Annotated in this window: 17 protein-coding genes; 12 read left to right on the top strand and 5 right to left on the bottom strand. The window is 69.4% G+C overall.

Annotated elements, in window-relative coordinates:
* Window positions 1-11 precede the first annotated feature (11 nt).
* On the top strand, window positions 12-1,094 hold the full coding sequence (locus tag ACWC2T_RS39840; protein WP_450675220.1) for a lysophospholipid acyltransferase family protein: 1,083 nt from the start codon (window positions 12-14) through the stop codon (window positions 1,092-1,094).
* A gap of 228 nt (window positions 1,095-1,322) precedes the next feature.
* Here the strand turns inward: ACWC2T_RS39840 and ACWC2T_RS39835 are convergent, their stop codons facing one another.
* The 3 genes from ACWC2T_RS39835 to ACWC2T_RS39825 all read right to left on the bottom strand — a co-directional run bounded on the left by ACWC2T_RS39835 (window position 1,323) and on the right by ACWC2T_RS39825 (window position 5,185).
* A complete protein-coding gene (locus ACWC2T_RS39835; protein ID WP_450675219.1) occupies window positions 1,323-2,555 on the bottom strand; it encodes a DUF5667 domain-containing protein in 1,233 nt (410 codons plus the stop codon).
* A 235-nt stretch (window positions 2,556-2,790) separates the two neighbouring features.
* Window positions 2,791-3,573 (bottom strand): ECF subfamily RNA polymerase sigma factor, BldN family, encoded by a 783-nt coding sequence (locus tag ACWC2T_RS39830; RefSeq protein WP_450675218.1) that lies wholly within the window; start codon window positions 3,571-3,573, stop codon window positions 2,791-2,793.
* Between the two features lie 694 nt (window positions 3,574-4,267).
* On the bottom strand, window positions 4,268-5,185 hold the full coding sequence (locus ACWC2T_RS39825) for an HAD family hydrolase (RefSeq protein ID WP_450675217.1): 918 nt from the start codon (window positions 5,183-5,185) through the stop codon (window positions 4,268-4,270).
* Window positions 5,186-5,312: 127 nt separating this feature from the next.
* Here ACWC2T_RS39825 and ACWC2T_RS39820 point away from each other — a divergent pair, with 127 nt between their 5' ends.
* The 10 genes from ACWC2T_RS39820 to ACWC2T_RS39775 all read left to right on the top strand — a co-directional run bounded on the left by ACWC2T_RS39820 (window position 5,313) and on the right by ACWC2T_RS39775 (window position 20,427).
* Window positions 5,313-5,603: a glutaredoxin family protein gene (locus ACWC2T_RS39820; protein WP_450675216.1), complete on the top strand. Its 291-nt coding sequence runs from the start codon at window positions 5,313-5,315 to the stop codon at window positions 5,601-5,603.
* A 280-nt stretch (window positions 5,604-5,883) separates the two neighbouring features.
* Window positions 5,884-6,672, top strand: a complete 789-nt coding sequence (locus tag ACWC2T_RS39815; RefSeq protein WP_450675215.1) for a redox-sensing transcriptional repressor Rex — start codon at window positions 5,884-5,886, stop codon at window positions 6,670-6,672.
* Entirely contained in the window at window positions 6,669-8,354 is a 1,686-nt protein-coding gene (locus tag ACWC2T_RS39810; protein WP_450675214.1) for a glutamyl-tRNA reductase, read from the top strand. The genes ACWC2T_RS39815 and ACWC2T_RS39810 overlap by 4 nt, the downstream gene beginning before the upstream one ends.
* On the top strand, window positions 8,351-9,319 hold the full coding sequence (hemC, locus tag ACWC2T_RS39805) for a hydroxymethylbilane synthase (RefSeq protein ID WP_450675213.1): 969 nt from the start codon (window positions 8,351-8,353) through the stop codon (window positions 9,317-9,319). The genes ACWC2T_RS39810 and hemC overlap by 4 nt, the downstream gene beginning before the upstream one ends.
* Complete coding sequence (locus ACWC2T_RS39800) at window positions 9,316-11,028, top strand: uroporphyrinogen-III synthase (protein ID WP_450675212.1); 1,713 nt, start codon at window positions 9,316-9,318, stop codon at window positions 11,026-11,028. The genes hemC and ACWC2T_RS39800 overlap by 4 nt, the downstream gene beginning before the upstream one ends.
* Before the next feature lie 405 nt (window positions 11,029-11,433).
* Entirely contained in the window at window positions 11,434-12,114 is a 681-nt protein-coding gene (locus ACWC2T_RS39795; RefSeq protein ID WP_450675211.1) for a hypothetical protein, read from the top strand.
* Between the two features lies 1 nt (window position 12,115).
* Window positions 12,116-14,296 (top strand): N-6 DNA methylase, encoded by a 2,181-nt coding sequence (locus tag ACWC2T_RS39790; protein ID WP_450675210.1) that lies wholly within the window; start codon window positions 12,116-12,118, stop codon window positions 14,294-14,296.
* A gap of 94 nt (window positions 14,297-14,390) precedes the next feature.
* Complete coding sequence (locus ACWC2T_RS39785; RefSeq protein ID WP_450675209.1) at window positions 14,391-16,007, top strand: class I SAM-dependent DNA methyltransferase; 1,617 nt, start codon at window positions 14,391-14,393, stop codon at window positions 16,005-16,007.
* Entirely contained in the window at window positions 16,004-17,197 is a 1,194-nt protein-coding gene (locus ACWC2T_RS39780; protein ID WP_450675208.1) for a restriction endonuclease subunit S, read from the top strand. Before ACWC2T_RS39785 ends, ACWC2T_RS39780 begins: the two co-directional genes overlap by 4 nt.
* A complete protein-coding gene (locus ACWC2T_RS39775) occupies window positions 17,194-20,427 on the top strand; it encodes a type I restriction endonuclease subunit R (protein ID WP_450675207.1) in 3,234 nt (1,077 codons plus the stop codon). The genes ACWC2T_RS39780 and ACWC2T_RS39775 overlap by 4 nt, the downstream gene beginning before the upstream one ends.
* Before the next feature lie 58 nt (window positions 20,428-20,485).
* Here ACWC2T_RS39775 and ACWC2T_RS39770 read toward each other — a convergent pair whose 3' ends face one another.
* Entirely contained in the window at window positions 20,486-20,665 is a 180-nt protein-coding gene (locus ACWC2T_RS39770; RefSeq protein WP_450675206.1) for a DUF397 domain-containing protein, read from the bottom strand.
* Window positions 20,662-21,495 (bottom strand): helix-turn-helix domain-containing protein, encoded by an 834-nt coding sequence (locus ACWC2T_RS39765; RefSeq protein WP_450675205.1) that lies wholly within the window; start codon window positions 21,493-21,495, stop codon window positions 20,662-20,664. Before ACWC2T_RS39765 ends, ACWC2T_RS39770 begins: the two co-directional genes overlap by 4 nt.
* Window positions 21,496-21,622: 127 nt before the next feature.
* On the opposite strand from ACWC2T_RS39765, the gene ACWC2T_RS39760 reads away from it, so the two are divergent.
* A complete protein-coding gene (locus tag ACWC2T_RS39760; protein ID WP_450675204.1) occupies window positions 21,623-22,093 on the top strand; it encodes an ATP-binding protein in 471 nt (156 codons plus the stop codon).
* Window positions 22,094-22,177: the final 84 nt, after the last annotated feature.

The raw sequence follows: 22,177 nt of genomic DNA, 5'->3' as shown, positions 1-22,177 counted from the left end.
GAGCGGCAACGATGGCGGACGCCAAGGTCATTCCGTTCGACGACGACCGGTCCCGCGGGAGCGCCGCACAGCGCCCGGCGCGGCGCCGCGGCACGGGCAGCCGGCGCGGCGCCCTCGCCGAGGCCGGGGCCGGGGAGATGGGGGAGGTCCAGCCACTGCCGGGTCGCGGCCGGGCACGGGAGGATGGGCCTGTGAGCCGTGAGGAGAAGCGGGAGGCGCCGCCGGAGCGGGCGCCGGGTGCCGACGGTCAGGGCGGCGGCCTGGAGCGGAGGGTGGCGGCCGGGCTGGCCTTTCTGCGGCGCCGGCTGACCGGGGACTACGACGTCGACGACTTCGGTTACGACGAGGAGCTGACCGACCAGGTCCTGATGTCGCTGCTGCGGCCGGTGTACGAGAAGTACTTCCGGGTCGAGGTGAAGGGCATCGAGAACATCCCGGCGAAGGGCGGGGCGCTGATCGTCGCCAACCACTCCGGCACGCTGCCGCTGGACGGGCTGATGATGCAGGTCGCCGTGCACGACCACCATCCGGCCGACCGCCATCTACGGCTGCTGGCGGCCGACTTGGTGTTCGTGCTGCCGGTGGTCAACGAGCTGGCCCGCAAGCTGGGGCACACCCTGGCCTGCGCGGAGGACGCCGAGCGGCTGCTGGCTCAGGGGGAGCTGGTCGGGGTGATGCCGGAGGGCTTCAAGGGCATCGGGAAACCTTTCAGCGAGCGGTACAAGCTGCAGCGGTTCGGGCGGGGCGGGTTTGTGTCGACCGCGCTGCGGCAGGGGGCGCCGATCATTCCGTGCTCGATCGTGGGGGCGGAGGAGATCTACCCGATGATCGGGAACGCGAAGACGCTGGCGCGGGTGCTGGGTTTCCCGTACTTCCCGTTGACGCCGACGTTTCCGTGGCTCGGGCCGCTCGGGGCGATTCCGCTGCCGACGAAGTGGACGATCCAGTTCGGGGAGCCGATTGCGACGGACGGGTATCCGGCGGAGGCGGCCGAGGATCCGATGCTGATGTTCAACCTGACCGATCAGGTGCGGGAGCAGATTCAGCACACGCTGTACAAGCTGTTGGTGCAGAGGCGGTCGGTGTTCTTCTGATTCCTTGCCCACCCGCCCGACTCGGTCGGCCGGGAGGGCGCCGTGGAGGGGACCTGCCGACTCGGCGTTGTCCGGGCGCCCGGTGCTTGTCCTGCCTCGCTTTCCCACCCGCCCGCCCGTGACGTCCGCCGGGAGGGCGCCGACCGGCCACGTGGGGGGCACCTGACAAGCCGTGTGGGGGGCGCCCCGCTCGGGAAGGCGCCCCCCACTGTCGTAGCCGTATCGCCGCTAGCGCGTCTCCTCGCCCTCGATGCCCAGGCCCGGCAGGAGGCCGGGGAGGAGCGGGGGAAGGGTGACGTCGGGGGCCGTCGTCGGGGGCTTGCTGGTGGACGGGGCGCTGCTGCCGGTGCCGGTCTTCGGGGGCTCCAGCAGACCGCCCGTGTCGCCGCCGATGAGGCCCATGCCGCTGCTGCCGGTGGCCGAGTTGCTCGGGTCGCCGGAGCGTGCGTGCTTGCCGGAGGACGGGGTGCTGCCGGAGGAGCTGGGCGCCGTCGACCGGTGGCCCCCGGAGGAGCCGGAGGATGCCGAGCCGGAGCCCTGCCGCTTGCCGTCGCCGCCCTGGGCGGGCGACTGCGGGAGCAGGGACTGCAGCGGGGCGACCTCTTGGTCTATGGCGTCGAACACCGACGACACCTGCTGTTTGACGTCCCCGAGCTGCACGGGCAGCTTGTCGCTGAGCGCGGTCCACACCTCCCGGTGGGAGCGGGAGAACGTGGACAGGGCCTGGATGGGGCCGAGGGAGCCCGGATCGGCCTCGTAGGCCTCGTGGAGCAGCCGGTGGCCCTCGGTGACGTCCTGCCGCATGCCGGAGAGCGTGCGGCGGATCTCGCTGATGGACTCGTGGTCGAGGTGCCCGCCGCGGCCGCGCTCCATCAGCCGGCGGGCCTCGCTGAGCCTGGTGGAGGCCTGGTCGAGGTAGGTCTGGCCGCGCTGGTCGTCGCCGTTGGTCAGGTAGTTGAGCTTGAAGTCCTCGATGCCGCGCTTGAGGCCGTACAGGGAGTCGCCGGGCAGGGCGTCCGAGCTGGCGGCGGCTACTCCGCCGAAGGCTCCGGCGGCCACGCCCACGCTGAGCCCGCCCGCCGCGAGCCCCTTGGTCAGGCGGGAACGCGGGCGGAGTTTGCCCAGCGGGTTCGCCCGGTGCGCGCCCCGGGACCTCGAAGAGCGCTGTTCCGGTACCGACGCATCCGCCGCCCCCGTGCCCTCCTGAAGCATGGCCTCCATCGCGGCCACCAGCTGGGCGCGCTGCACGACCTTGACCTCGGGGTCGAGTTGCGGCTTGGGCAGCGCGTCGAGGTCCGCGGCCAGGGCCAGCAGCTCGCCCTGCTCGGTCTGTTCCTCGGTGGTCGGCGGGGATCCCGCCGTGCCTACGGACTGCTCGGCCGCCGTGTCCCGGTCGGACTGTTCTTCCAGGGCCTGGGCGAAGGCGTTCGCCCGCCGGTGCGCCGATACGTTCGCGATCACTGGCGGCACCTCCTCTCGTCATGACGGTCGACTCCCCAGGGGGTCCTGAGGGTTGCACGCCCGCGACCACTTCACACGATCGAGTGATCAAGGTCGGCCAAGACGTGACCACAGGGAGCCTGTATCCCGCACAACGACTGGCGCGGCACTTGGGTTACGGACGACGGATGCCCGGATCCGAAAGGCAACCGGCTTTCACGGAACGTGAGTTGACAGTCGCCGAAAGTGACCCGGTTCAGCGGGCGTCGTCCGGCAGCAGGCGGGCGAGCGTGCGCACGGCGCGGTACTGGAGGGTCTTGATGGCGCCCTCGTTCTTGCCCATGACACGGGCGGTCTCGGCGACCGAGAGGCCCTGGAGGAAGCGGAGCGTCACACACTCCTGCTGCTGCGGGTTGAGCCGCCGTACGGCGTCCAGCAGCGCGGCGTTCGACAGGGACTCCAGGACGGAGTCCTCCGGGGAGCGCTCGACCTCGTTGGCGTCGAGCATCTCGCCGGTGGTGACCTCCAGGCGGAAGCGGCTGGACTTGAAGTGGTCGGCGACCAGGTTGCGGGCGATCGTGACCAGCCAGGCCCCGAAGTCGCGACCCTGCCAGGTGAAGGTGCCGATCCGGCGCAGGGCCCGCAGAAAGGTCTCGCTCGTGAGGTCCTCGGCGGTCGCGCGGCCGCCGACGCGGTAGTAGATGTACCGGTACACCGTGTCGCTGTACTGGTCGTACAGCCGGCCGAAGGCCTCGGCCTCGCCGGCCTGGGCGCGCTCGACCAGGTCCATCATCCGGGCGCTGTCGCTGTCCGCTGCCGGACGGCGGGCGGTGGTGGCGGCGCCGGCGGAGCGCCCTCGTCTGCCGACCGCGGCGCTGCCTTCGGCCAGTGCGTAGCACGGGCCTACGGGCGCGGCGGTGGCGAAGGCGGGGACGGCGTACGCGGTGGGGACGAGGCCGCGCAGCGTCTCTTTGACCGTTGCGACAGTTGCGCGCAGCGTAGCCAGGCCCGAGGCGTCAACCCCGACGTGTGGGTACACGGGACTCCCAGAGGCAGAGCTTCCATCACGTGCAGTGCGGGACCGTTCACCCGTCGTGGCGACGGAGGGGTACCGGTTTGCGTCTGAGGAGAATAACGCTTCGTGCAGGCACTGCTACACCGAGTTGCTCAAATCATCGATTGCGTCGCTTCTGTTACCGATTGACGCCGCATCAAGTGCCGTACTCTGATCGCTTGTTGACCGAAATCCGGCCGCTTTCGGTGAGGTACAGGGCGTGTTGAAATGGCCGCGGCATAATCCGGGCGCGGAAGCGCCCGAAGGGGCGCGGGGCCGTATCGATGTGCGGCTCCGCCACGTGGGCGCGACCAGCCCGCGACGGACCGCAGTCGGGTGCGGCCGATAGCCCTACGGCGGTGAACCGCACCCGTCCCGAGCGGAGCCAGGCCCTGTCGTCACATTCCCGCCTGCCCCGCGATGTCATGCACGCTCCCCCACTGCCTCAAGGGCGTGGGAGGTGCCCCCACTCGCCGCACCGGGCCCGGGCCCAAGTACATCCAGTACGAGGGCCAGGCCCCGGCACTCCCCCAGCCTTCGGCCGGGGGGACCCCCAGAGCACGCACCTACGGCATACACGAGCCTCCCCCACGCTCGAACAGGCTCGCGCGGGGGCACCCCCATCGCGGCGGGCGCAGGGCCCGCCCTCCGGGCGGACGGCGGGAATGTGAGAGAGGACCTAGCGGCGCCGTCGGCTCAGGGCGATCGCTGCCGCAGTGCCACCGGCCACCGCGCCGACCCCCGCCGCCGCCGGAATCCCCACCTTCGCCGCCTTGCGCCCCGTCCGGTAGTCCCGCAGGCGCCAGTCCTTCTCGCGGGCGTGCTTGCGCAGCTTGGCGTCGGGGTTGATGGCGTAGGGGTGGCCGACGAGGGACAGCATCGGGATGTCGTTGTGGCTGTCGCTGTAGGCCGCGCAGCGGGAGAGGTCCAGGCCCTCCGCCGCGGCCAGGGCGCGGACCGCCTCCGCCTTCGCCGGACCGTGCAGGGGCTCGCCGACCAGCCGGCCCGTGTAGATGCCGTCCACCGACTCGGCCACCGTGCCGAGCGCGCCGGTGAGCCCCAGTCGGCGGGCGATCACCTGGGCGATCTCCACCGGGGCCGCCGTGACGAGCCACACCTTCTGCCCGGCGTCCAGGTGGGCCTGGGCCAGGGCGCGGGTGCCGGGCCAGATGCGGTCGGCCATGTACTCGTCGTAGATCTCCTCGCCGATCGACTCCAGCTCGGCGACCCGGTGGCCCTTCACGATCGACAGCGCCGAGTCGCGGGCGTCCTGCATGTGCTCGGGGTCCTCGACGCCGGCCAGCCGGAACCAGGCCTGCTGCCAGGCGAACCTGGCGAGGTCGCGGGTCTCGAAGAACTTCCGCTTGTACAGGCCCCGGCCGAAGTGGAACAGCGCGGCGCCCTGCATGACGGTGTTGTCGAGGTCGAAGAAGGCGGCGGCCTTGTCGTCGCCGATGACGGGGAACTCCGGTTCCTGCTTCACCGGCGGGGCCTCTTGCGAGGACTTGCGGGCAGCCTCCGCCGAGGCCTCGCCTGCCAACACGCTGCGCGCCGTGGCGGAGCGCCTACGAGGAGTGAGCCATCCGAGAGCGGCCATGTCGTGAGCATAGCCAGTTTGTTCGGTGCTTCCGTCGGTCGAGAGGTTGGGTGCGTGTGAACTCTCCGCGACCGGGCCGTTAAAGCCCTGATCCGAAGCGTGCACGGCACGCGCGAGAATGGCCGGTATGAGTCCACTTTTCCGGCGCAAGGCCGAGCCGACCGACCCCGCCGCCCCCCGCGACCGGCTGGTCACGCTGATCCGCAAGCCCGGCTGTCATCTCTGCGACGACGCGCAGGTCGTGATCGAGAAGGTCTGCGGAGAGCTGGGCGTGTCCTGGGAACGGAAGGACATCACCGAGGACCAGGCCCTGCACGACCAGTACTGGGAGCAGATCCCGGTCGTACTGATCGACGGTGAACAGCACACCTTCTGGCGCGTGAACGAGGAGCGGCTGCGCCGGGCACTGACCGACTAGTCCAAACAGGTCGGAAAGTCGCTTAGGATCGACGGCGGTCTGATCTCGGGGGCGGGATTCGTGAGGAGAGTGTGCGATTTTGCCCCCAGTAACGAAGGAACGTCGGTGCGTATGCGCCGGTTCCCGACGAGGGCGCGAAAGGCGCGTGACCCCGGTCACTTCTGCCGGGCAAATCGGACACCATCTTTGTGCACGCGTTCACAAAGACATAGCCTGCTGTCGACGGGGCGGTCTGGGGACGTATGACCGCCCGCAGCCCCGCTCTACCCGCAGGAGCACCGTGGCAACTGGCCGAACACACCGACCGGCGACCCGTAGCCGAGGGATTCCCGAGGCCACCGTCGCCAGGCTTCCGCTGTACCTCCGAGCCCTGACCGCGCTGTCGGAGCGCTCGGTACCCACGGTCTCCTCCGAGGAGCTCGCGGCCGCGGCGGGGGTCAACTCCGCCAAGCTGCGCAAGGACTTCTCGTACCTGGGCTCCTACGGAACGCGCGGTGTCGGCTACGACGTGGAGTATCTCGTCTACCAGATCTCCCGTGAACTCGGCCTGACCCAGGACTGGCCGGTTGTCATCGTCGGTATCGGTAACCTCGGCGCCGCCCTCGCCGGCTACGGCGGTTTCGCCTCCCGTGGCTTCCGGGTCGCCGCGCTGATCGACGCCGACCCGGCGATGACCGGGAAGCCCGTCGCCGGTATCCCCGTGCAGCACACCGACGACCTTGAGAAGATCATCAAGGACAACGGGGTCTCCATCGGTGTCATCGCCACCCCCGCCGGTGTCGCCCAGCAGGTCTGCGACCGGCTCGTGGCCGCCGGGGTCACCTCCATCCTGAACTTCGCGCCGACCGTGCTGTCCGTCCCGGACGGCGTCGACGTGCGCAAGGTCGACCTGTCGATCGAACTCCAGATCCTCGCCTTCCACGAGCAGCGCAAGGCCGGCGAGGAGACCCCCATGGAGACCGCGGTGGGCGACGGCGCGCTGCCCGCGACCGCTCCCCGTGGCGTGGCCGCCGACGCTTCCGCCGACCAGGGGCCCGACGGGGACGTACCCGCCGTGATGCCGGCATGAGTCTCCTCGTCGTCGGGCTGAGCCACCGCAGCGCCCCGGTCAGCGTGCTGGAGCGGGCCGCGCTGAGCGCGGACGCCCAGATCAAGCTGCTGCAGGACACGGTCGCCGCCGAGCCGGCCACCGAGGCCGCGGTGCTCGCCACCTGCAACCGCATCGAGCTGTACGCCGACGTGGACAAGTTCCACGCCGGTGTCGCCGAGCTGTCCACGCTGCTCGCCCAGCACAGCGGCGTCGGCCTGGAGGAACTCACCCCCTATCTCTACGTGCACTACGAGGACCGGGCCGTCCACCACCTGTTCTCGGTGGCCTGCGGTCTGGACTCGATGGTCGTCGGCGAGGGGCAGATCCTCGGCCAGATCAAGGACTCCCTGGCCAGGGCGCAGGAGCTGCACACCGCCGGCAGGCTGCTGAACGACCTGTTCCAGCAGGCCCTCAGGGTCGGCAAGCGCGCCCACTCCGAGACCGGCATCGACCGCGCAGGGCAGTCCCTGGTCACCTTCGGCCTGCAGCAGCTGGCCCTCGGCGGGGCCGTCGAGGACTGGGCCCTGGGCAAGAAGGCGCTGGTCATCGGCGCCGGATCGATGTCCTCGCTGGCCGCCGCCACGCTGGCGCGGGCCGGGGTCGCCGAGGTCGTCGTCGCCAACCGCACCTTCGAACGCGCCGAGCGGCTGACCCAGATACTCACCGAGGCGGACGACAACGCGGTGACCGCCCGCGCGGTACGGATGGACGCCGTGCCGGGCGAGCTGACACGTGCCGACGTCGTCGTCTCCTGTACTGGGGCGACGGGCCTGGTGCTCACGGCGGAGGCGGTCGCGCAGGCGGTCGAGGGCCGCACCGGCGCCCCCGCCGCCGAGATCGCCGACAGCGGTCGTACGACCCCGAAGGCCGCCGTCACTCCGCTGCCGGCCGCCGGCGCCGACGAGAACTGCCCCCTGGACCTGGCCGCCGTACAGCCCGGCTTCTCCCTCATGGGCGAGGCCGCCGTGGCCGGGATGGACGCGGCCACGCTCGAGCAGCACGCGGCCTGGGTCGCGGGCAGCACCCTCGACCGCGCGGGCCGCCGTAGCCCCGAGGCGGACGCCGAGCTGATCACCGCGCTCGCCGCGACCGCCGCGACGGTCGGCCGGATCCCCGAGCGGCGCAGGCCGGAGCCGCCGGCCGAGCGCCCGGCGCCCTTCTTCTTCCTGCTCGACCTGGCCATGCCCCGCGACATCGACGCGGCCGTGCACCGGCTGGCCGGGGTGCGGCTGGTGGACATCGAGTCGCTGGCGGAAGCTTCCGCCGACGCGCCGATGGCAGCCGATGTGGACCAGGTCCGGCGTATCGTCTCCGACGAGGTCGCGGCCTTCGGCGCGGCACAGCGGGCGGCGCACATCACGCCGACCGTGGTCGCGCTGCGCACCATGGCCGCCGACGTCGTCGCCAGTGAGATCGCGCGGCTCGACGGCCGCCTGCCCGACCTGGACGAACGCCAGCGCGGCGAGATCCGCCAGGCCGTGCACCGGGTCGTGGACAAGCTGCTGCACGCGCCGACCGTACGGGTCAAGCAGCTCGCGGCCGAGCCCGGCGGCGCCGGGTACGCGGACGCGCTGCGCACCCTGTTCGACCTCGACCCCGAGACGGTGGCCGCCGTCTCCCGGGCCGGGGACAGCACAGACACGAAGGACCGACCGGCATGAGTGACAACCCACTGAGGCCACTGCGACTGGGAACCAGGCGGAGCAAGCTCGCCATGGCCCAGTCCGGGCAGGTGGCCGAGGCCGTCCGCCGGGTGACCGGTCGACCGGTCGAGCTGGTCGAGATCACCACCTACGGCGATGTCTCCCGCGAGGCCCTCGCACAGATCGGCGGCACCGGCGTGTTCGTCACGGCGCTGCGCGACGCGCTGCTGCGGGGCGAGGTCGACTTCGCGGTTCATTCGCTCAAGGACCTGCCGACCGCGCAGCCCGAGGAACTGGTCCTGGCCGCCGTACCGGAGCGCGAGGACCCGCGGGACGTGATCGTCGCCCGGGACGCGCTGAAGTTCACGGACCTGCCGCGCGGGGCGCGCATCGGCACCGGTGCGCCGCGCCGCATGGCGCAGCTGAACGCGTACGCCCGCGCCCACGGCCTGGACATAGAGACGGTCCCGATACGCGGCAACGTCGACACCCGCATCCGGTATGTCCGGGACGGCGAACTCGACGCGGTCGTGCTGGCCGCCGCCGGACTGAACCGGATAGGCCGGATCGACGAGGTGACCGACTTCCTGTCGGTCGACACGGTTTTGCCCGCCCCCGGCCAGGGGGCCCTGGCGATCGAGTGTGCCGCGGGCAACGCGGACCTGATCGCGGCGCTCGGCGAGCTCGACGACCCGTTCACCCGGGCCGCCGTGACCGCCGAACGGTCACTGCTCGCCGCCCTGGAGGCCGGTTGCAGCGCCCCTGTGGGCGCGCTGGCCGACCTTCTGGCCGACGGGCAGATTGTCAAGGAAATGCGCCTGCGCGGCGTCGTCGGCACGACCGACGGCACCCGCATGGTGCAGCTGTCCACCACCGGTCCCGTGCCCGAGACGCACGACCAAGCGCTGGCGCTCGGTCGCGACCTCGCCACCGAGATGCTTGCCCAGGGCGCGGCCGGTCTGATGGGGGAGCGAGCACATTGAGCCCCACCGCCCTTCCTGCCGCCGGTCCTGAGCACGGGCACGTCACCTTCCTCGGTGCCGGACCCGGAGATCCGGGACTGCTGACTCTGCGCGCCGTGGAGGCGCTGTCGAGCGCGGACGTCCTGATCGCCGAGCACGAGGTGCTCGACGTGATCCGGACGCACGCCCGACAGGGCGTCTCCGTGGTCCAGACGGACGCAGACCCCTCTTCGGTCTCGCCGCCGGGCACGGGCACGCCCCAGCTGACGGTCGTTGACGGCACGTCAACAACCGCCGCTCTCCCGGGCGCTGCCCGGGATGCCGCTCATCTTGTCATGGAGGCTGCGCGGGGCGGCAGGCGGGTCGTCCGTGCGGTGTCCGGGGACCCGGGACTTGATACGTACGCGGCCGAGGAAATGCTCGCCTGCGCCGCCGCCGGGGTGCCCTTCGAGGTGGTCCCGGGCGTCGCGGCGGCGGTCGGTGTGCCCGCGTACGCCGGTGTGCCGCTGCGGGACGCCGAGGGCGCGGACGTCCGGTTCGTGGACGCCCGTACGGCCTCGGACCGCTGCTGGACCGAGGTGGGCTCCTCCGACGGCACGGTCGTCGTCTCCACGACCCTGGACGCGGTGGCCGCGGCCGCCGGTGAGCTGGTGTCGGCGGGCCGCAAGCCCGACACCCCCCTGTCGGTCACCGTCGCCGGTACGACGACCCGCCAGCGCACCTGGACGGCGACGCTCGGCACGATCGCGCAGACCCTGAAGCAGGCGAAGGTGCTGCCGTCGCCGGACGGCGGCCGGCCGGTCATAGCCGTGGTCGGTGAGCGCAGCGCCGTCGCCCGGCGCGACCAGCTCTCGTGGTTCGAGTCCAAGCCGCTCTTCGGCTGGAAGGTGCTCGTGCCGCGCACGAAGGAGCAGGCGGCGTCGCTCTCCGACCAGCTGCGGTCCTACGGCGCGGTGCCGCACGAGGTCCCGACGATCGCGGTGGAGCCTCCGCGCACCCCGCAGCAGATGGAACGTGCCGTCAAGGGCCTGGTCACCGGCCGCTACGAGTGGATCGCCTTCACGTCGGTCAACGCGGTGAAGGCGGTGCGGGAGAAGTTCGAGGAGTACGGCCTCGACGCGCGTGCCTTCGCGGGCATCAAGGTGGCCGCGGTGGGCGAGCAGACCGCGAAGGCGCTGGTGGCCTTCGGCGTGAAGCCGGACCTGGTGCCCAGCGGTGAGCAGTCGGCCGCGGGCCTGCTGGAGGACTGGCCGCCGTACGACCCGGTGTTCGACCCCATCGACCGCGTCTTCCTCCCGCGCGCCGACATCGCCACGGAGACGCTCGTCGCCGGTCTGATCGAGCTCGGCTGGGAGGTGGACGACGTCACGGCCTACCGGACCGTCCGCGCCTCGCCGCCGCCGGCGGAGACCCGGGAGGCCATCAAGGGCGGCGGCTTCGACGCGGTCCTCTTCACGTCCTCGTCGACGGTCCGCAACCTGGTGGGCATCGCGGGCAAGCCGCACAACGTGACGGTGATCGCCTGCATCGGCCCGGCCACGGCCAAGACCGCCGAGGAGCACGGCCTGCGGGTCGACGTCATGGCCCCGGAGCCTTCCGTGCACAAGCTGGCGGAGGCCCTGGCCGACTTCGGACTGAAGCGGCGCGCCGTCGCGCTGGAGAACGGGGACCCGGTGACGCGGCCGAGCGAGCGCCGGCCGGGGGCGCGGAGGCGGCGGTCTACGACGTAGCCCTGCTCAGTGGTTTTAGGGAGCACCAACGACGCCCCGCCGTCCCTCGCTCGGGACACGGCGGGGCGTTCGCATTGGAGGGTACCGAGAGAAGTTTTCAGCGCTGCGTGAGATGGTCAGCTGATCCTGAGAAGCCTGCTTCTCAGGATCAGCTGACCTGAAGTGATTGACTGGAGTCTGTCGTGACTACTACTGTGCTTCGTGGGCGCCGCAGTCCTGATGATGCAGGCTCAACCCACCCTGCTCTAGAAGCAGTTGTGCCCCCGAGTCCGCCTGAACTGGGCGGGCGGACTCGGGGGCGAACAACCAGGCTCTGCCCTGGGCTGTGTGCGATGCGGTGACAGGACTCCAAGGCTTACGACGACGACACTACCACGTGGCGTCGTAGCGTGAAAGAGAGCGACGATGACACAGGGTGAGCATGGCGCGTTAATCGAGGTCATCTCCGCCGAGAGGTTCCAGCCCTTCCTGGACGAGTGCGGAGGCGACGACGTGCGGGCCATGCGTCTGTACGCCTGGGACTCGGAGATCGCCCGCGCTCTTCAGGGCCCGCTGCGCGACCTGGAGGTAAGTCTGCGGAACCGGGTCCACCGACAGCTCGGAGGACGCTACGGCCGACCGGACTGGTGGAACGAACGCCGCGCTGAGCCCAACTGGTACGGGCGGGAGGAGATCCAGGCGGCGGAGGGGAAGCTGGCCAGGCGTCGGCGGAACTACGAGGCATGTGACGTGGTGGCTCAGTTGTCCTTCGGGTTCTGGATCAGTTTGCTGGGCAAGGGCGGGCGGGGCGGCAACTACGAGATGAAGTACTGGAACCCCTCGCTCAGGCATCTCTTTCGTGACCACCGTGGCGGTCGTGAAGCGCTGCACAAGCAGTTCGACCGCATGCGTACGCTGCGCAACCGCATCGCGCACCAGGAGCGCATCTTCCACCGGCACCTCGACGAGGACTTCCGCACGGCGGTCGCTCTTCTGCGCCATCTGTCCTCGCCCATGGCCGAGCGGCACGACAAGCACAGCCAGGTGCCTGAGGTGCTGGCTCGCAAGAGTGGCGTGCTGTCGGGCCGTGACCCGGTGAGGTTGTGAGATGACGATGGAAGAAGCGACGCCAGACGGTGCCTGCGAGGCGTCCACGTTGGTTTCGCTGGGTGAGATCAAGGAGCTCGCCGAGGTCGGTCGGCCCACCGTCAGCAACTGGCGGCGCAGGTTCTCCAAGGAGTCCCCTCAGGTGGGCGGGGACAGGCGCCCGCCGTTCCCCGATCCGGTCGGCGGCAGCGACAGCAGGCCCCTCTTCGACGCGGAAGACGTGGCGGCCTGGCTGGACCTGCGGCCCATCCCGGACGCGGAGCCCGGTGAGGACGGCTCCCTGCCGACCTACGGCGACCGGTTCCGACGCGGCCTGCGCCTGCGCGGACTCGTCGCCCTGCGTCACGAACTGGGCTCGGCGGAGCGGCTCATCGTCGACGCGCTTGCCGTATGCGCCATGGCTGGGGAAGGCGGCGACTGGTACCCGGAGGCTCTCCCGGCAGAATTGACGGCCGATATGGAAGCGGCCGACCCACGCGTCGTCCGTGCCGTGCGGCAGCTGATCGAGGAGATGGGTTCGCCGGGTGCCGCGGCTGACATCGTGCTGAATCTGGCCGAGCGGCTGGAGTCGGACCTGGTCATGGATACGACGCCGCCCGCGCTCACGGAGCTGGTCAGCAGGCTGGCCGGTCCTGTGGGGGTGATGTCGTCCGGCCCGGACCATCCGACGGTGATCAACCTGTGCGCCGGCACCGGGGAGTTGTTGTTCGCCCTCGACAGCATCAAGGGACGTGGTGGCATCGTCGCGGTGGAGCCCGATCCGCTGCGCCGCAAGATCATCCTCTACCGGCTCTTCGCGTATCACTGCACCGCCGTGGACATCTGTGCGCGCCCTGAAGAACTGGACACCCTGCGGCCGTGGGAACAGCGGGAGTTCGACCTGGACCCGGAACGCCCATGGGGTATTCCGTCCGGCGATGTCGTCCTCGCCGACCCGCCTTATGCCGCGGGAGAGCGGGAGTTTGATGAGGAGGGGCCGCTCAGCTGGGCTCTGGAAGCCGTGCACCGCCTGAACCCCGGCGGTCGCGGCCTGGTCGTCGTACCGTCCTGGACCCTGAGCCGGCCGCGCGGCACGACACCCACCGCGAACGCGCGGATGCGTGAGGAGCTGCTGAGCCGGGACGCCGTCGCGGCGATCATCCAGTTGCCGCGCCGTATCCACCGGTTCCGCACGGGAGCGGAACACGCGCTGCTCGTGCTGCGCGACGAGGCGGCACCGGAGAACCGAGGCCGTGCGCTGCTGGTCGACGCCGACCGGATCGCCCGCCGGGTCGGAGGGACGTGGCCGGAGTACGTCGCGAAGGTGCTGGAGGAGGGAAGGTCACCGGCGGCCGAGGAGGCCAGGGACTTTCCCGTGTCCGCCACCGGCCCGAGAGGGGAAGCGCTCCTCGATGGCCGATCGGTCCTGCCCGCGCACCGGCTCGGCGCGAAGGAACAGGGACTTGACCATTTCTCCGCCACCCTGGACGCACGACGCGAGGCCGCGACGGCTCTGCCCCATCTCAAAGAGTGGGTCGGCGATCTCGGTATTGCCAGGCGGACCCATGGCGGTGAGGTGGCACACCGCAAGGTCGGCGAACACTTGCGGGCCGGCCAGCTCAGGCTGCTGGCCGGGCATCGGATCCGCGAGTCGGACATAGGGGACGCCGGTCTGATGGTCGTCGGCCGTGAGGAGATGCTCGGCGCCCTGCCGCTCGGGCAGCGGCGGATCGCGCTTGAAGACCTGGCCGAGTACCCGCAGGCTCAGACCACTGAGCTCGGCGACGTCTTCCTGCTCACCGAGCACGGGGTACGCACGCGGGTGGACGACGCCGGCGGGTGCGTACTGCTCGCACCCGTTCAGGGATTGCGGATTCCTGCGTACCGAAGGTTCCTGGCCGAGGAGGTCCGGCCCGAGGAGGTGTGGATGCGCCCGCACCCGCTCGCCCAACTGCTTGCCGCCCCGCGCAACCAGCAGCGCGGCAGCGGCTCGCTGGTCCGCAGGGTGAGCGTGCGGGACATGGACCTGCCCGAACTGCCGCCCGAGGAGGTCGCCGAGTTGGAGGCGATCCTGACCGAGACGGACCGGCAGCGAGCCGACATACGGCGGCAACTGGCGGCGCTGGACAACCTGGCCCTGCGGCTGGCGGCCGGAGTTGCCGACGGAGACCTGGCACTGCGCCGCAGACCTGGCAGCGCCTGAGGCGCGGTCAGGCGTGACGATGAGAAACACGGCAGCGCCGGCCACCACGGCGTACGCGGAAGAACACCACGATCAGGAAAGAAGTGAGGCACCCGTGCCGCCACGGAAGAAGAAGACGGCTGAACCGCAGGACATGAAGAGGGTGCTCTGGGCCTCGGCGGACAAGCTGCGCGGCAGCCTGGACGCAGCCGCGTACAAGCACTTCGTCCTGGGCCTGGTCTTCCTCAAGTACGTTTCCTCTGCCATGGCCGAGAAGCGGGCGCAACTGGAGGCCGAACTGCGCGAGGAGGGCGGCTGGAGCGAGGAGGACATCCTCGCCACCCTGGAGGAGCGCCGCGAGTACACGGGCTCCGGCATCTTCTACGTGCCGCCGGCCGCCCGCTGGGAGAGCGTGCTGGAGCGGGCGAGGGGCACGGTCGAGGGCGAGAGCGTCGGCGAGACCATCGACGCGGCCATGCGTGCCATCGAGAAGTTCAACCCGGCGCTGAACCGGACGCTGCCGAAGATCTACAACAGTGGCCAAGTGGACGAGGAACGCCTCGCCGGCCTGGTGAAGCTGCTGGACCGGCTGGTCTTCCAGGAACAGCTGGGCGAGGACGGCAGGCGCAAGGGCGCGCGGGACATCATGGGCGAGGTCTACGAGTACTTCCTCGCCGAGTTCGCCCTGAAGGAGGGCCGCAAGGGCGGCGAGTACTTCACCCCCGAGAGCGTGGTGAAGCTCCTGGTCGAGGTCCTGGAGCCGAAGCAGGGCGAGCGGGTCTACGACCCGGCATGTGGCTCGGGCGGCATGTTCGTCCAGGCCGAGAAGTTCATCGAGACACACGGTGGCAACCCGCTGGACGTCGCCGTCTACGGCCAGGAACTCAACCAGACCACCTGGCAGTTGGCCCATATGAACCTCGCGATCCACGGGGTCGAGGCCAAGCTGGGCGACGAGCCGGCCGACACGTTCCGCAACGACCAGCACCCGGAGCTGAAGGCGGACGTGGTCATGGCCAACCCGCCCTTCAACATCTCCGACTGGGGCGGGGAACTGCTCGGCATGGACAAGCGGTGGGTGTACGGCACCCCGCCGGTCGGCAACGCGAACTACGCCTGGCTCCAGCACATGATCAGCAAGCTGGCCCCGGGCGGCCGTGCGGGCGTCGTCCTTGCGAACGGCTCGATGAGCAGCAAGCAGTCGGGCGAGGGCGACATCCGCCGCGCGATCGTCGAGGCCGACCTGGTGGCCTGCATGATCGCCCTGCCGGGCCAGCTGTTCCGCTCCACTCAGATCCCGGCCTGTCTGTGGTTCCTGGCGGAGGGCAAGGGACGGCACTCCGGGTGGGCGCCCGGACGCAAGAGCGAGGTGCTGTTCATCGACGCGCGCGACTTCGGTGAGATGGAGAATCGCACGCTGAGGAAGCTGACGGAGGAGGAGATCGTCCACCGGATCGGCGACACGGTGCGTGCGTGGCGGGGCGTGGAGGGGGCCGGTCCCTACGAGGACGTGCCGGGCTTCTGCGTGAGCGCTTCGCTGGATGTCATCGCCGAGCACGACTTCGTGCTGACGCCGGGGCGGTACGTGGGTACGGCTGAGGCGGAGGTGGACCCGGACGCGGAGCCGGTGGAGGAGAAGATCGCCCGCCTGACGGCTCTGCTGCGGGAGCAGTTCGCGGAGTCGCAGCGGTTGGCGAAGGTTGTGGATGAGCAGTTGGGCAGGTTGGCGTGAACGGCTGGAGTAAGCGCGAGCTTGGTGATTTGTGCGAGCGGATCACGGTTGGACATGTTGGTTCGATGGCTTCCCGCTATGTGTCAGCGGGGGTCCCTTTTCTCCGATCTCAGAACGTCAAGCCCGGTCGCCTGGACCTCTCTGGACTCAAATTCATCGATCAGGATTTTCATAGCCAGTTGGCCAAGTCGAAGCTCGACGCTGGCGACCTGGTTATTGTGCGTACGGGTGAGCCAGGTACGGCAGCCGTTGTCCCCGAGGGGCTTGGACCGCTGAACTGTGCGGATCTTGTCATCGCCAAACCGAGATGTGATGTATCTGCTCAGTTTCTGAGCTATGCCATCAATGAGACTGCTCAGCAATTCGTACGGGCGCATACCGTCGGGGCTGTGCAGCAGCACTTCAATGTCACCTCTGCAAAGAAGCTTGTGCTGCACGTGCCACCCCTCGTTGAGCAGCAGGCCATTGTCGCGGTCCTCGGCGCCCTGGACAGCAAGATCGCGCTCAACGAGCAGATGCGTGCGACGGCTCTGGGGCTTGCCGGCGCCTGCTACGAGGACGCCGGTATTGGCGGTGAGCCGCAGCTCATCGGTGACCTCGCCGATGTCTTCGACGGTCCGCACGCCACCCCGCAAAAGACCGAGACCGGCCCCTGGTTCCTCAGCATCAGTAGCCTGAAGAACGGATTTCTCGACCTTGCCGAGTCGGCGCACCTCTCCGAAGAGGACTTTCCCCGTTGGACGCGGCGCGTGCAACCACAAGCCGGAGACGTTCTCTTCTCGTACGAAACGCGGCTCGGTGATGCAGCGCTCATGCCGTCCGGAGTTCGCAGCAGCCTTGGGCGTCGGATGGCGTTGTTGCGCAGCAAATCCGCTAGCGTCAGCGGCTCCCTGCTACTGCACGCATACCTCAGTCCTGCCTTCCAGGAGGAGATCAAGCGGAGGACCGTTCACGGCGCGACGGTCGACCGACTGCCGCTCAAGGAGATGCCCGGCTGGCGCATTCCGCTGCCCGCGGCAGGGGAGCGAGAGCGACTGTCCGCAAAGCTCGACGCGCTGCACGCCTCCGTCACACAGGGAGCCAATGAGAACCGCACCCTCGCCGATCTCCGCGACACCCTCCTCCCCCAACTGCTCTCCGGAAAGCTCCGCGTCAAAGACGCCGTCCGTACCGTCGAGGAGGTCGTATGACCGCAGGTGCCGAGCCGTCGCTCGGTGAGCCGCCGATAGACCGGCTCACCGAGAAGGAGTTGGAGTCGCACGCGCTCGAACTGCTCGCCGAATACGGCTGGCGGCACATTCCGGGGCCGGAGCTCGGCCCCGCCTACGGCGTGCGGGCGGACTGGGACGACCTCGTTCTCCGCCCGCGCCTGCTCAAGGCGATCCGCAACCGCTACCCGCGCCTGCCCGAGCACGTTGCCGAGGACGCTGTCAACGAGCTGCTGCGCTGGCACACCCGGAACGACCTCCGTGAGAACCACCGTTTCTACGAGCGCCTGACCGGCGGCGTCCGCATCCCCTACGACGACCCCACCACCGGCGAGAAGCGCCACGCCACCATCCGCCCCGTGGACTTCGCCGACCCGCACGGCAACGACCTCGTGGCCGCCTCCCAGGTACGGGTGCGCAGTACCAAGAACCGGACCTTCGTCTTCGACATCGTCCTGTACGTCAACGGCCTGCCCCTCGCCGTCGTAGAGCTGAAGAAGGCCGACAGCAACGACAGCGCCCGTACTGCGTACGACCAGCTCCAGGGCTACCGGCGTGAGCTGAAAGAGACCGGCACCTTCCACACGCTCCTCGTCACCCTCGTCTCCGACGGCATCACCGCTCGCATGGGCACCCCGTTCACGCCCTGGCAGCACATGGCCCCCTGGCACGCCGACGAGCACGACGTGATGCTCCGCAAGGACGAGCGCCAGGACGGCCGTGCTCTGGAGCGGATGATCTACGGCGCGTTCGAGCCCGTCCGCTTCCTGGACCTGATCGCGAACTTCCTCTCCTACTCCGCCCCGGAGTCCGGTGCCGTCGACACGGTCAAGCTCGCCAAGGCGCACCAATACATCGCAGTCAACGCCGCCGTACGGGCCACCGAATCCGCCGTGGCCACCGACGGTCGGGCCGGCGTCGTCTGGCACACGCAGGGGGCCGGCAAGAGCGAGGAGATGCTCTTCTACGTCGTCAAGGCGACCCGGAGCCCCGAGCTGGCCAAACCGACGTTCGTCCTCCTCACCGACCGCATCGACCTGGACACCCAGCTCCGCAGGACCTTCACCACCAGCCGCACTCTGGAGAAGGTCATCGGTGAACCGCCGGAGAAGGCGGACGACGCCGGTCAACTGCGGCAACTCCTCCAACGGCAGGCCGGCGGGGTCATCTTCACCACGCTCCAGAAGTTCCGCCTCACTGAGGAGGAGCGGGCAGCCGGTGTCCGGCACCCGCTCATCTCCCCCCGCCGCGACGTGATCGTGGTCGTCGACGAGGCCCACCGCAGCCATTACGACTTCATCGACGGCTACGCCCGCAACCTGCGTGACGCCCTGCCCAACGCCACCTTCATCGCTTTCACCGGCACGCCCATCGAGAACCGCGTCGGCAGCACCCGGGGTGTCTTCGGCGAGGACATCCACACCTACGACCTCACCCAGGCCGTGGACGATGGAGCGACCGTCCCCGTCTTCTACGAGCCGCACCTGGTCCGGGTGCGCCTGCCCGCCGACGTCGACCTCGACGACCTCGACGCCCGCGCCGAGGGGTTGATAGAGGGGCTGTCGGAGGAGGAGAAGCGCAGGGCCCGTCAGCAGTTCGGGGAGTACGAGAACCTGATCGGCGCTCCGGAGAGGATCAGGGAACTCGCCGAAAAGTTGCTCGCCCACTGGGACGCGCGCAGCAGTGAGATGCTCAAGCTCACCGGTTACCGGGGCAAGGGAATGATCGTCTGCGCGTCTCGTGTCATCGCCGCCCGCCTCTTCGAGGAGATCATCCGCCGCCGACCCGAGTGGGCGGGCGAGCGCGACCCGAAAACCCAGCTGCTGACCGACAACACCGGCCGGATCCGGGTGGTGTTCACCGGCAACGCCGCCAAGGACGGCCCTGAGGTCGCCGACTACGTGCGAACCCCCGCCCAGCTCAAGAAGATCCAGGAGCGTGTGACCAAGGAGAAGGATCCACTGGAGCTGGTCATCGTCCAGTCCCTGTGGCTGACCGGCTTCGACGCTCCGCCCCTGCACACCCTCTACCTCGACAAGCGCATGCGAGGCGCGGCGCTCATGCAAGCCATCGCCCGCGTCAACCGCACCTGGCCGGGCAAGCCGTCCGGCCTGGTCGTCGACTTCCAAGGCGTGATCCGTGAGATCAAGGAAGCCCTGGCCGAGTACTCCGAGCAGGACCAGAAAAACCCGATGCTCGGCGCGGACCTCGACGGGGCCGTCAAGCTCGTACGGGAGAGCCACCAGCACATCGACGCGCTCCTCGCCGACTGCGCCTGGCGGAGCATCCGCGATGCGGGTGGTCCCTCTGCCTACCGGGAAGCCCTGACGGAGACGCTGGAGTTCCTGATCACGCCGGAACCAGGGCTGGAACCCGGCAGGGCCACCCGCAGGCAGCGGTTCATGCACCACGCCAACCTGCTGCAGCAGGCGTTCTCCCTCTGCCCGACCGACCGGCGGGTGCAGGACCTGCTCCCCGACATCCGCTTCTTCGAGGCCGTACGCACCTCGCGCGAGAAGTACGCCATGGACGAGAGGGAGGAACAGGGCCTCGTCACGGCCGCCGACGTACGCCTCCTGATCGCCCAGTTCAACGAGTCCGTCGTCGCGACCGACGGCGTGGTGGACATCTACGACGCGGCCGGCCTGACCAAGCCAGACCTGTCCCACCTGGACGACCGGGTACTGCGCGACCTCCAGGCCAGCAAGCATCCCAACCTCGCCATCGCTGCCCTCAGGCGCGCACTGATGAAGGAGATCAAGGACGCCCACCCGAACAACATCACTCGTCAGCACACCTTCACCGAGAAGATGCAGCGCGCCATGAACCGGTACACCAACGGCCTGCTCACGGCCGCCGAGTTCATGAAATTCCTGGTGGATCTGGCACGGGAGGTGTCGGCCGACCGGGGCCGGGCGAAGAAGCTAGGCCTGACCGAGGACGAACTCGCCTTCTACGACGCCCTTGCCGCCGATCCTTCCGTGCTGGAAGAGATGGAGGACGGCGTCCTCGCCAAGATCGCCCATGAGCTTTACGAGCAGATCCGGAAGGACGTCACGGTCGACTGGAAGGTGAAGGAACAGGCACGGGACCGGATCATGGCCCGAGTGCTGCGCCTGCTTCGCAAGCACGGCTATCCGCCAGGCAAGCGGCCTGCGGCGATCGAGCGGGTGCTGAAGCAGGCCGAGGAGATGGCGGAGGGGCTGGCCTGATCAACAGGAGTGCCCTCGCACCCACGGCGGCGGATGCGAGGGCACGGTCGCTCGTGTGTCAGTGCCCTGAGGCGTACGGCAGGAAGGTCGCCCACGCGGTGGGAGTGAGGGCGAGGCGGGGGCCGGTGGGGTTCTTGGAGTCGCGGACCAGGACATGATCCGGGTCGGGGGTGGCCACCTCAACGCAGTCAGGGCCGTCGCCTGTGCTGTAGCTGCTCTTTATCCACTCCAGCTTCATGTCTCTCCAAGCACTTTCTCGATGAGGGCCATCGACTCCCGTGGACTGAGAGCCTGAGCCCGGATGATCCCATAACGCATATCGAGGAGCTGTGCCTCTTTCGGATCGGCGATCACGCGGCTGATGGGCTGGACCTCGATGTGCCCGACCGTGGTGCCGTCCTTCAGCCTGAGCAACCTGAACGATCCGTCGAGCCCCGAGTTTTCCTCACGGTCCAGCGGGAGTACCTGGAGGTCGATGTTGCAGAACTTGGCTACCTGAAGCAGTCGTTCGAGTTGACCACGCATGACCATCTTGCCCCCGATGGGCCGTCGCAGCGTCGACTCGCACTGGACAAAACTGAAGACGGGCCGAGCTGTCGTGGTATCGATGATCTCCTGACGTGCCACGCGGGCTGCGAGCCGTTGCTCCAACTCATCCGCGGTGAAGGGCGGCCGACGAGCGCTGAAGACCGCCTGCGCGTACTCTCTGGTCTGCAAAAGCCCATGAACGACGGAGTTGTTGTACGCGCACAGCTCGACCGCCTCCGCCTCCAGTTTCTTCAGATCCCGCACCTTCTTCGGATACCGGACCTCGGCCAGGTCCTTCTTCATCGCCGCGATCCTCCCGCCCGCCCCCAGCACCTCGTCCGCCGCGTCCAGGTACTCCGGCCGGGGAATCCGCCGCCCCCGCTCCACCGAGGAGACCAGTTCCTCGCCGTAGCCGATGGCTGTCCCGAACTCGGCCTGGGTGAGGCCGGCCGCCTCCCGCCACAGCTTCAGTTGCCGTGAGACCGTCCGCATGACGGCCCCGGCCTCGTCGTCTTCCAGCCCTGCGTCCCAGTCGCTCACGTAAGCCGTCCTCCCGTCACCACTCACCCCGTACGGCCCGGACGCAGCCGGACACCGCACGGACAGCCCCCGTCCGCACGGGCTGCCGTTCTTCACAGGCTAAGCACGCACGGACACGCTGAGTGACGTGAACGAGCAAATCTCCACCCTTCACATCCCGGCGAGCCAGTTCTTTGTGCCGCTCTCCGCGACCCGGCGCGGCGCCCGCCTCGGCCGGCTGCTGGCATCCGAGCAACTGCGCGCCTGGGGGCTGCCGTTGGACCCCGCCCGGCTGATCGTCGCCGAGCTGACGGCGAACGCCGCGCTGCACGGCCGGGTTACCGGCCGGAGCTTCCGTTTGGCGCTCTCGGTCACGCCGCGACTTCTGCGTATCGAGGTGACAGACACGCGCGGTGATCACCTGCCCGCACGCCGGACCGCAGCCGACGTGCCCGCCGAGTCCGGCTACGGGCTGCTGCTGATCGAGGAGATGGCGGACCGCTGGGGCGTGCGGCACGGACCGGCGCCGTGCAAGACGGTCTGGGCGGAACTGGATCTGGCGACCGGCGCCGGGGAGTACGTGCTCCGGTCGCACACCGGCCGGGGCTGCGGGCCGTAAAAGACCAAAGAACCCAGGAAAAAAACCAACCAACCAAACCAAACCTCGCGTAGGTCACCCGGGCGGGTGAATGCGGTCGATCTG

This window comes from Streptomyces sp. NPDC001393, assembly GCF_053597455.1.
The sequence above is the reverse complement of the archived record's forward strand: the minus strand, read 5'-3'. Positions and strand labels throughout refer to the sequence as shown.

Excerpts from the sequence above, each read along its gene's own strand:
- ACWC2T_RS39825 (WP_450675217.1), bottom strand. The coding sequence starts at position 5,185 with ATGGCCGCTCTCGGATGGCTCACTCCTCGTAGGCGCTCCGCCACGGCG.
- ACWC2T_RS39790 (WP_450675210.1), top strand. The coding sequence starts at position 12,116 with ATGACGATGGAAGAAGCGACGCCAGACGGTGCCTGCGAGGCGTCCACG.
- ACWC2T_RS39795 (WP_450675211.1), top strand. The coding sequence starts at position 11,434 with ATGACACAGGGTGAGCATGGCGCGTTAATCGAGGTCATCTCCGCCGAG.
- ACWC2T_RS39810 (WP_450675214.1), top strand. The coding sequence starts at position 6,669 with ATGAGTCTCCTCGTCGTCGGGCTGAGCCACCGCAGCGCCCCGGTCAGC.
- ACWC2T_RS39775 (WP_450675207.1), top strand. The coding sequence starts at position 17,194 with ATGACCGCAGGTGCCGAGCCGTCGCTCGGTGAGCCGCCGATAGACCGG.
- ACWC2T_RS39840 (WP_450675220.1), top strand. The coding sequence starts at position 12 with ATGGCGGACGCCAAGGTCATTCCGTTCGACGACGACCGGTCCCGCGGG.
- ACWC2T_RS39770 (WP_450675206.1), bottom strand. The coding sequence starts at position 20,665 with ATGAAGCTGGAGTGGATAAAGAGCAGCTACAGCACAGGCGACGGCCCT.
- hemC (WP_450675213.1), top strand. The coding sequence starts at position 8,351 with ATGAGTGACAACCCACTGAGGCCACTGCGACTGGGAACCAGGCGGAGC.
- ACWC2T_RS39820 (WP_450675216.1), top strand. The coding sequence starts at position 5,313 with ATGAGTCCACTTTTCCGGCGCAAGGCCGAGCCGACCGACCCCGCCGCC.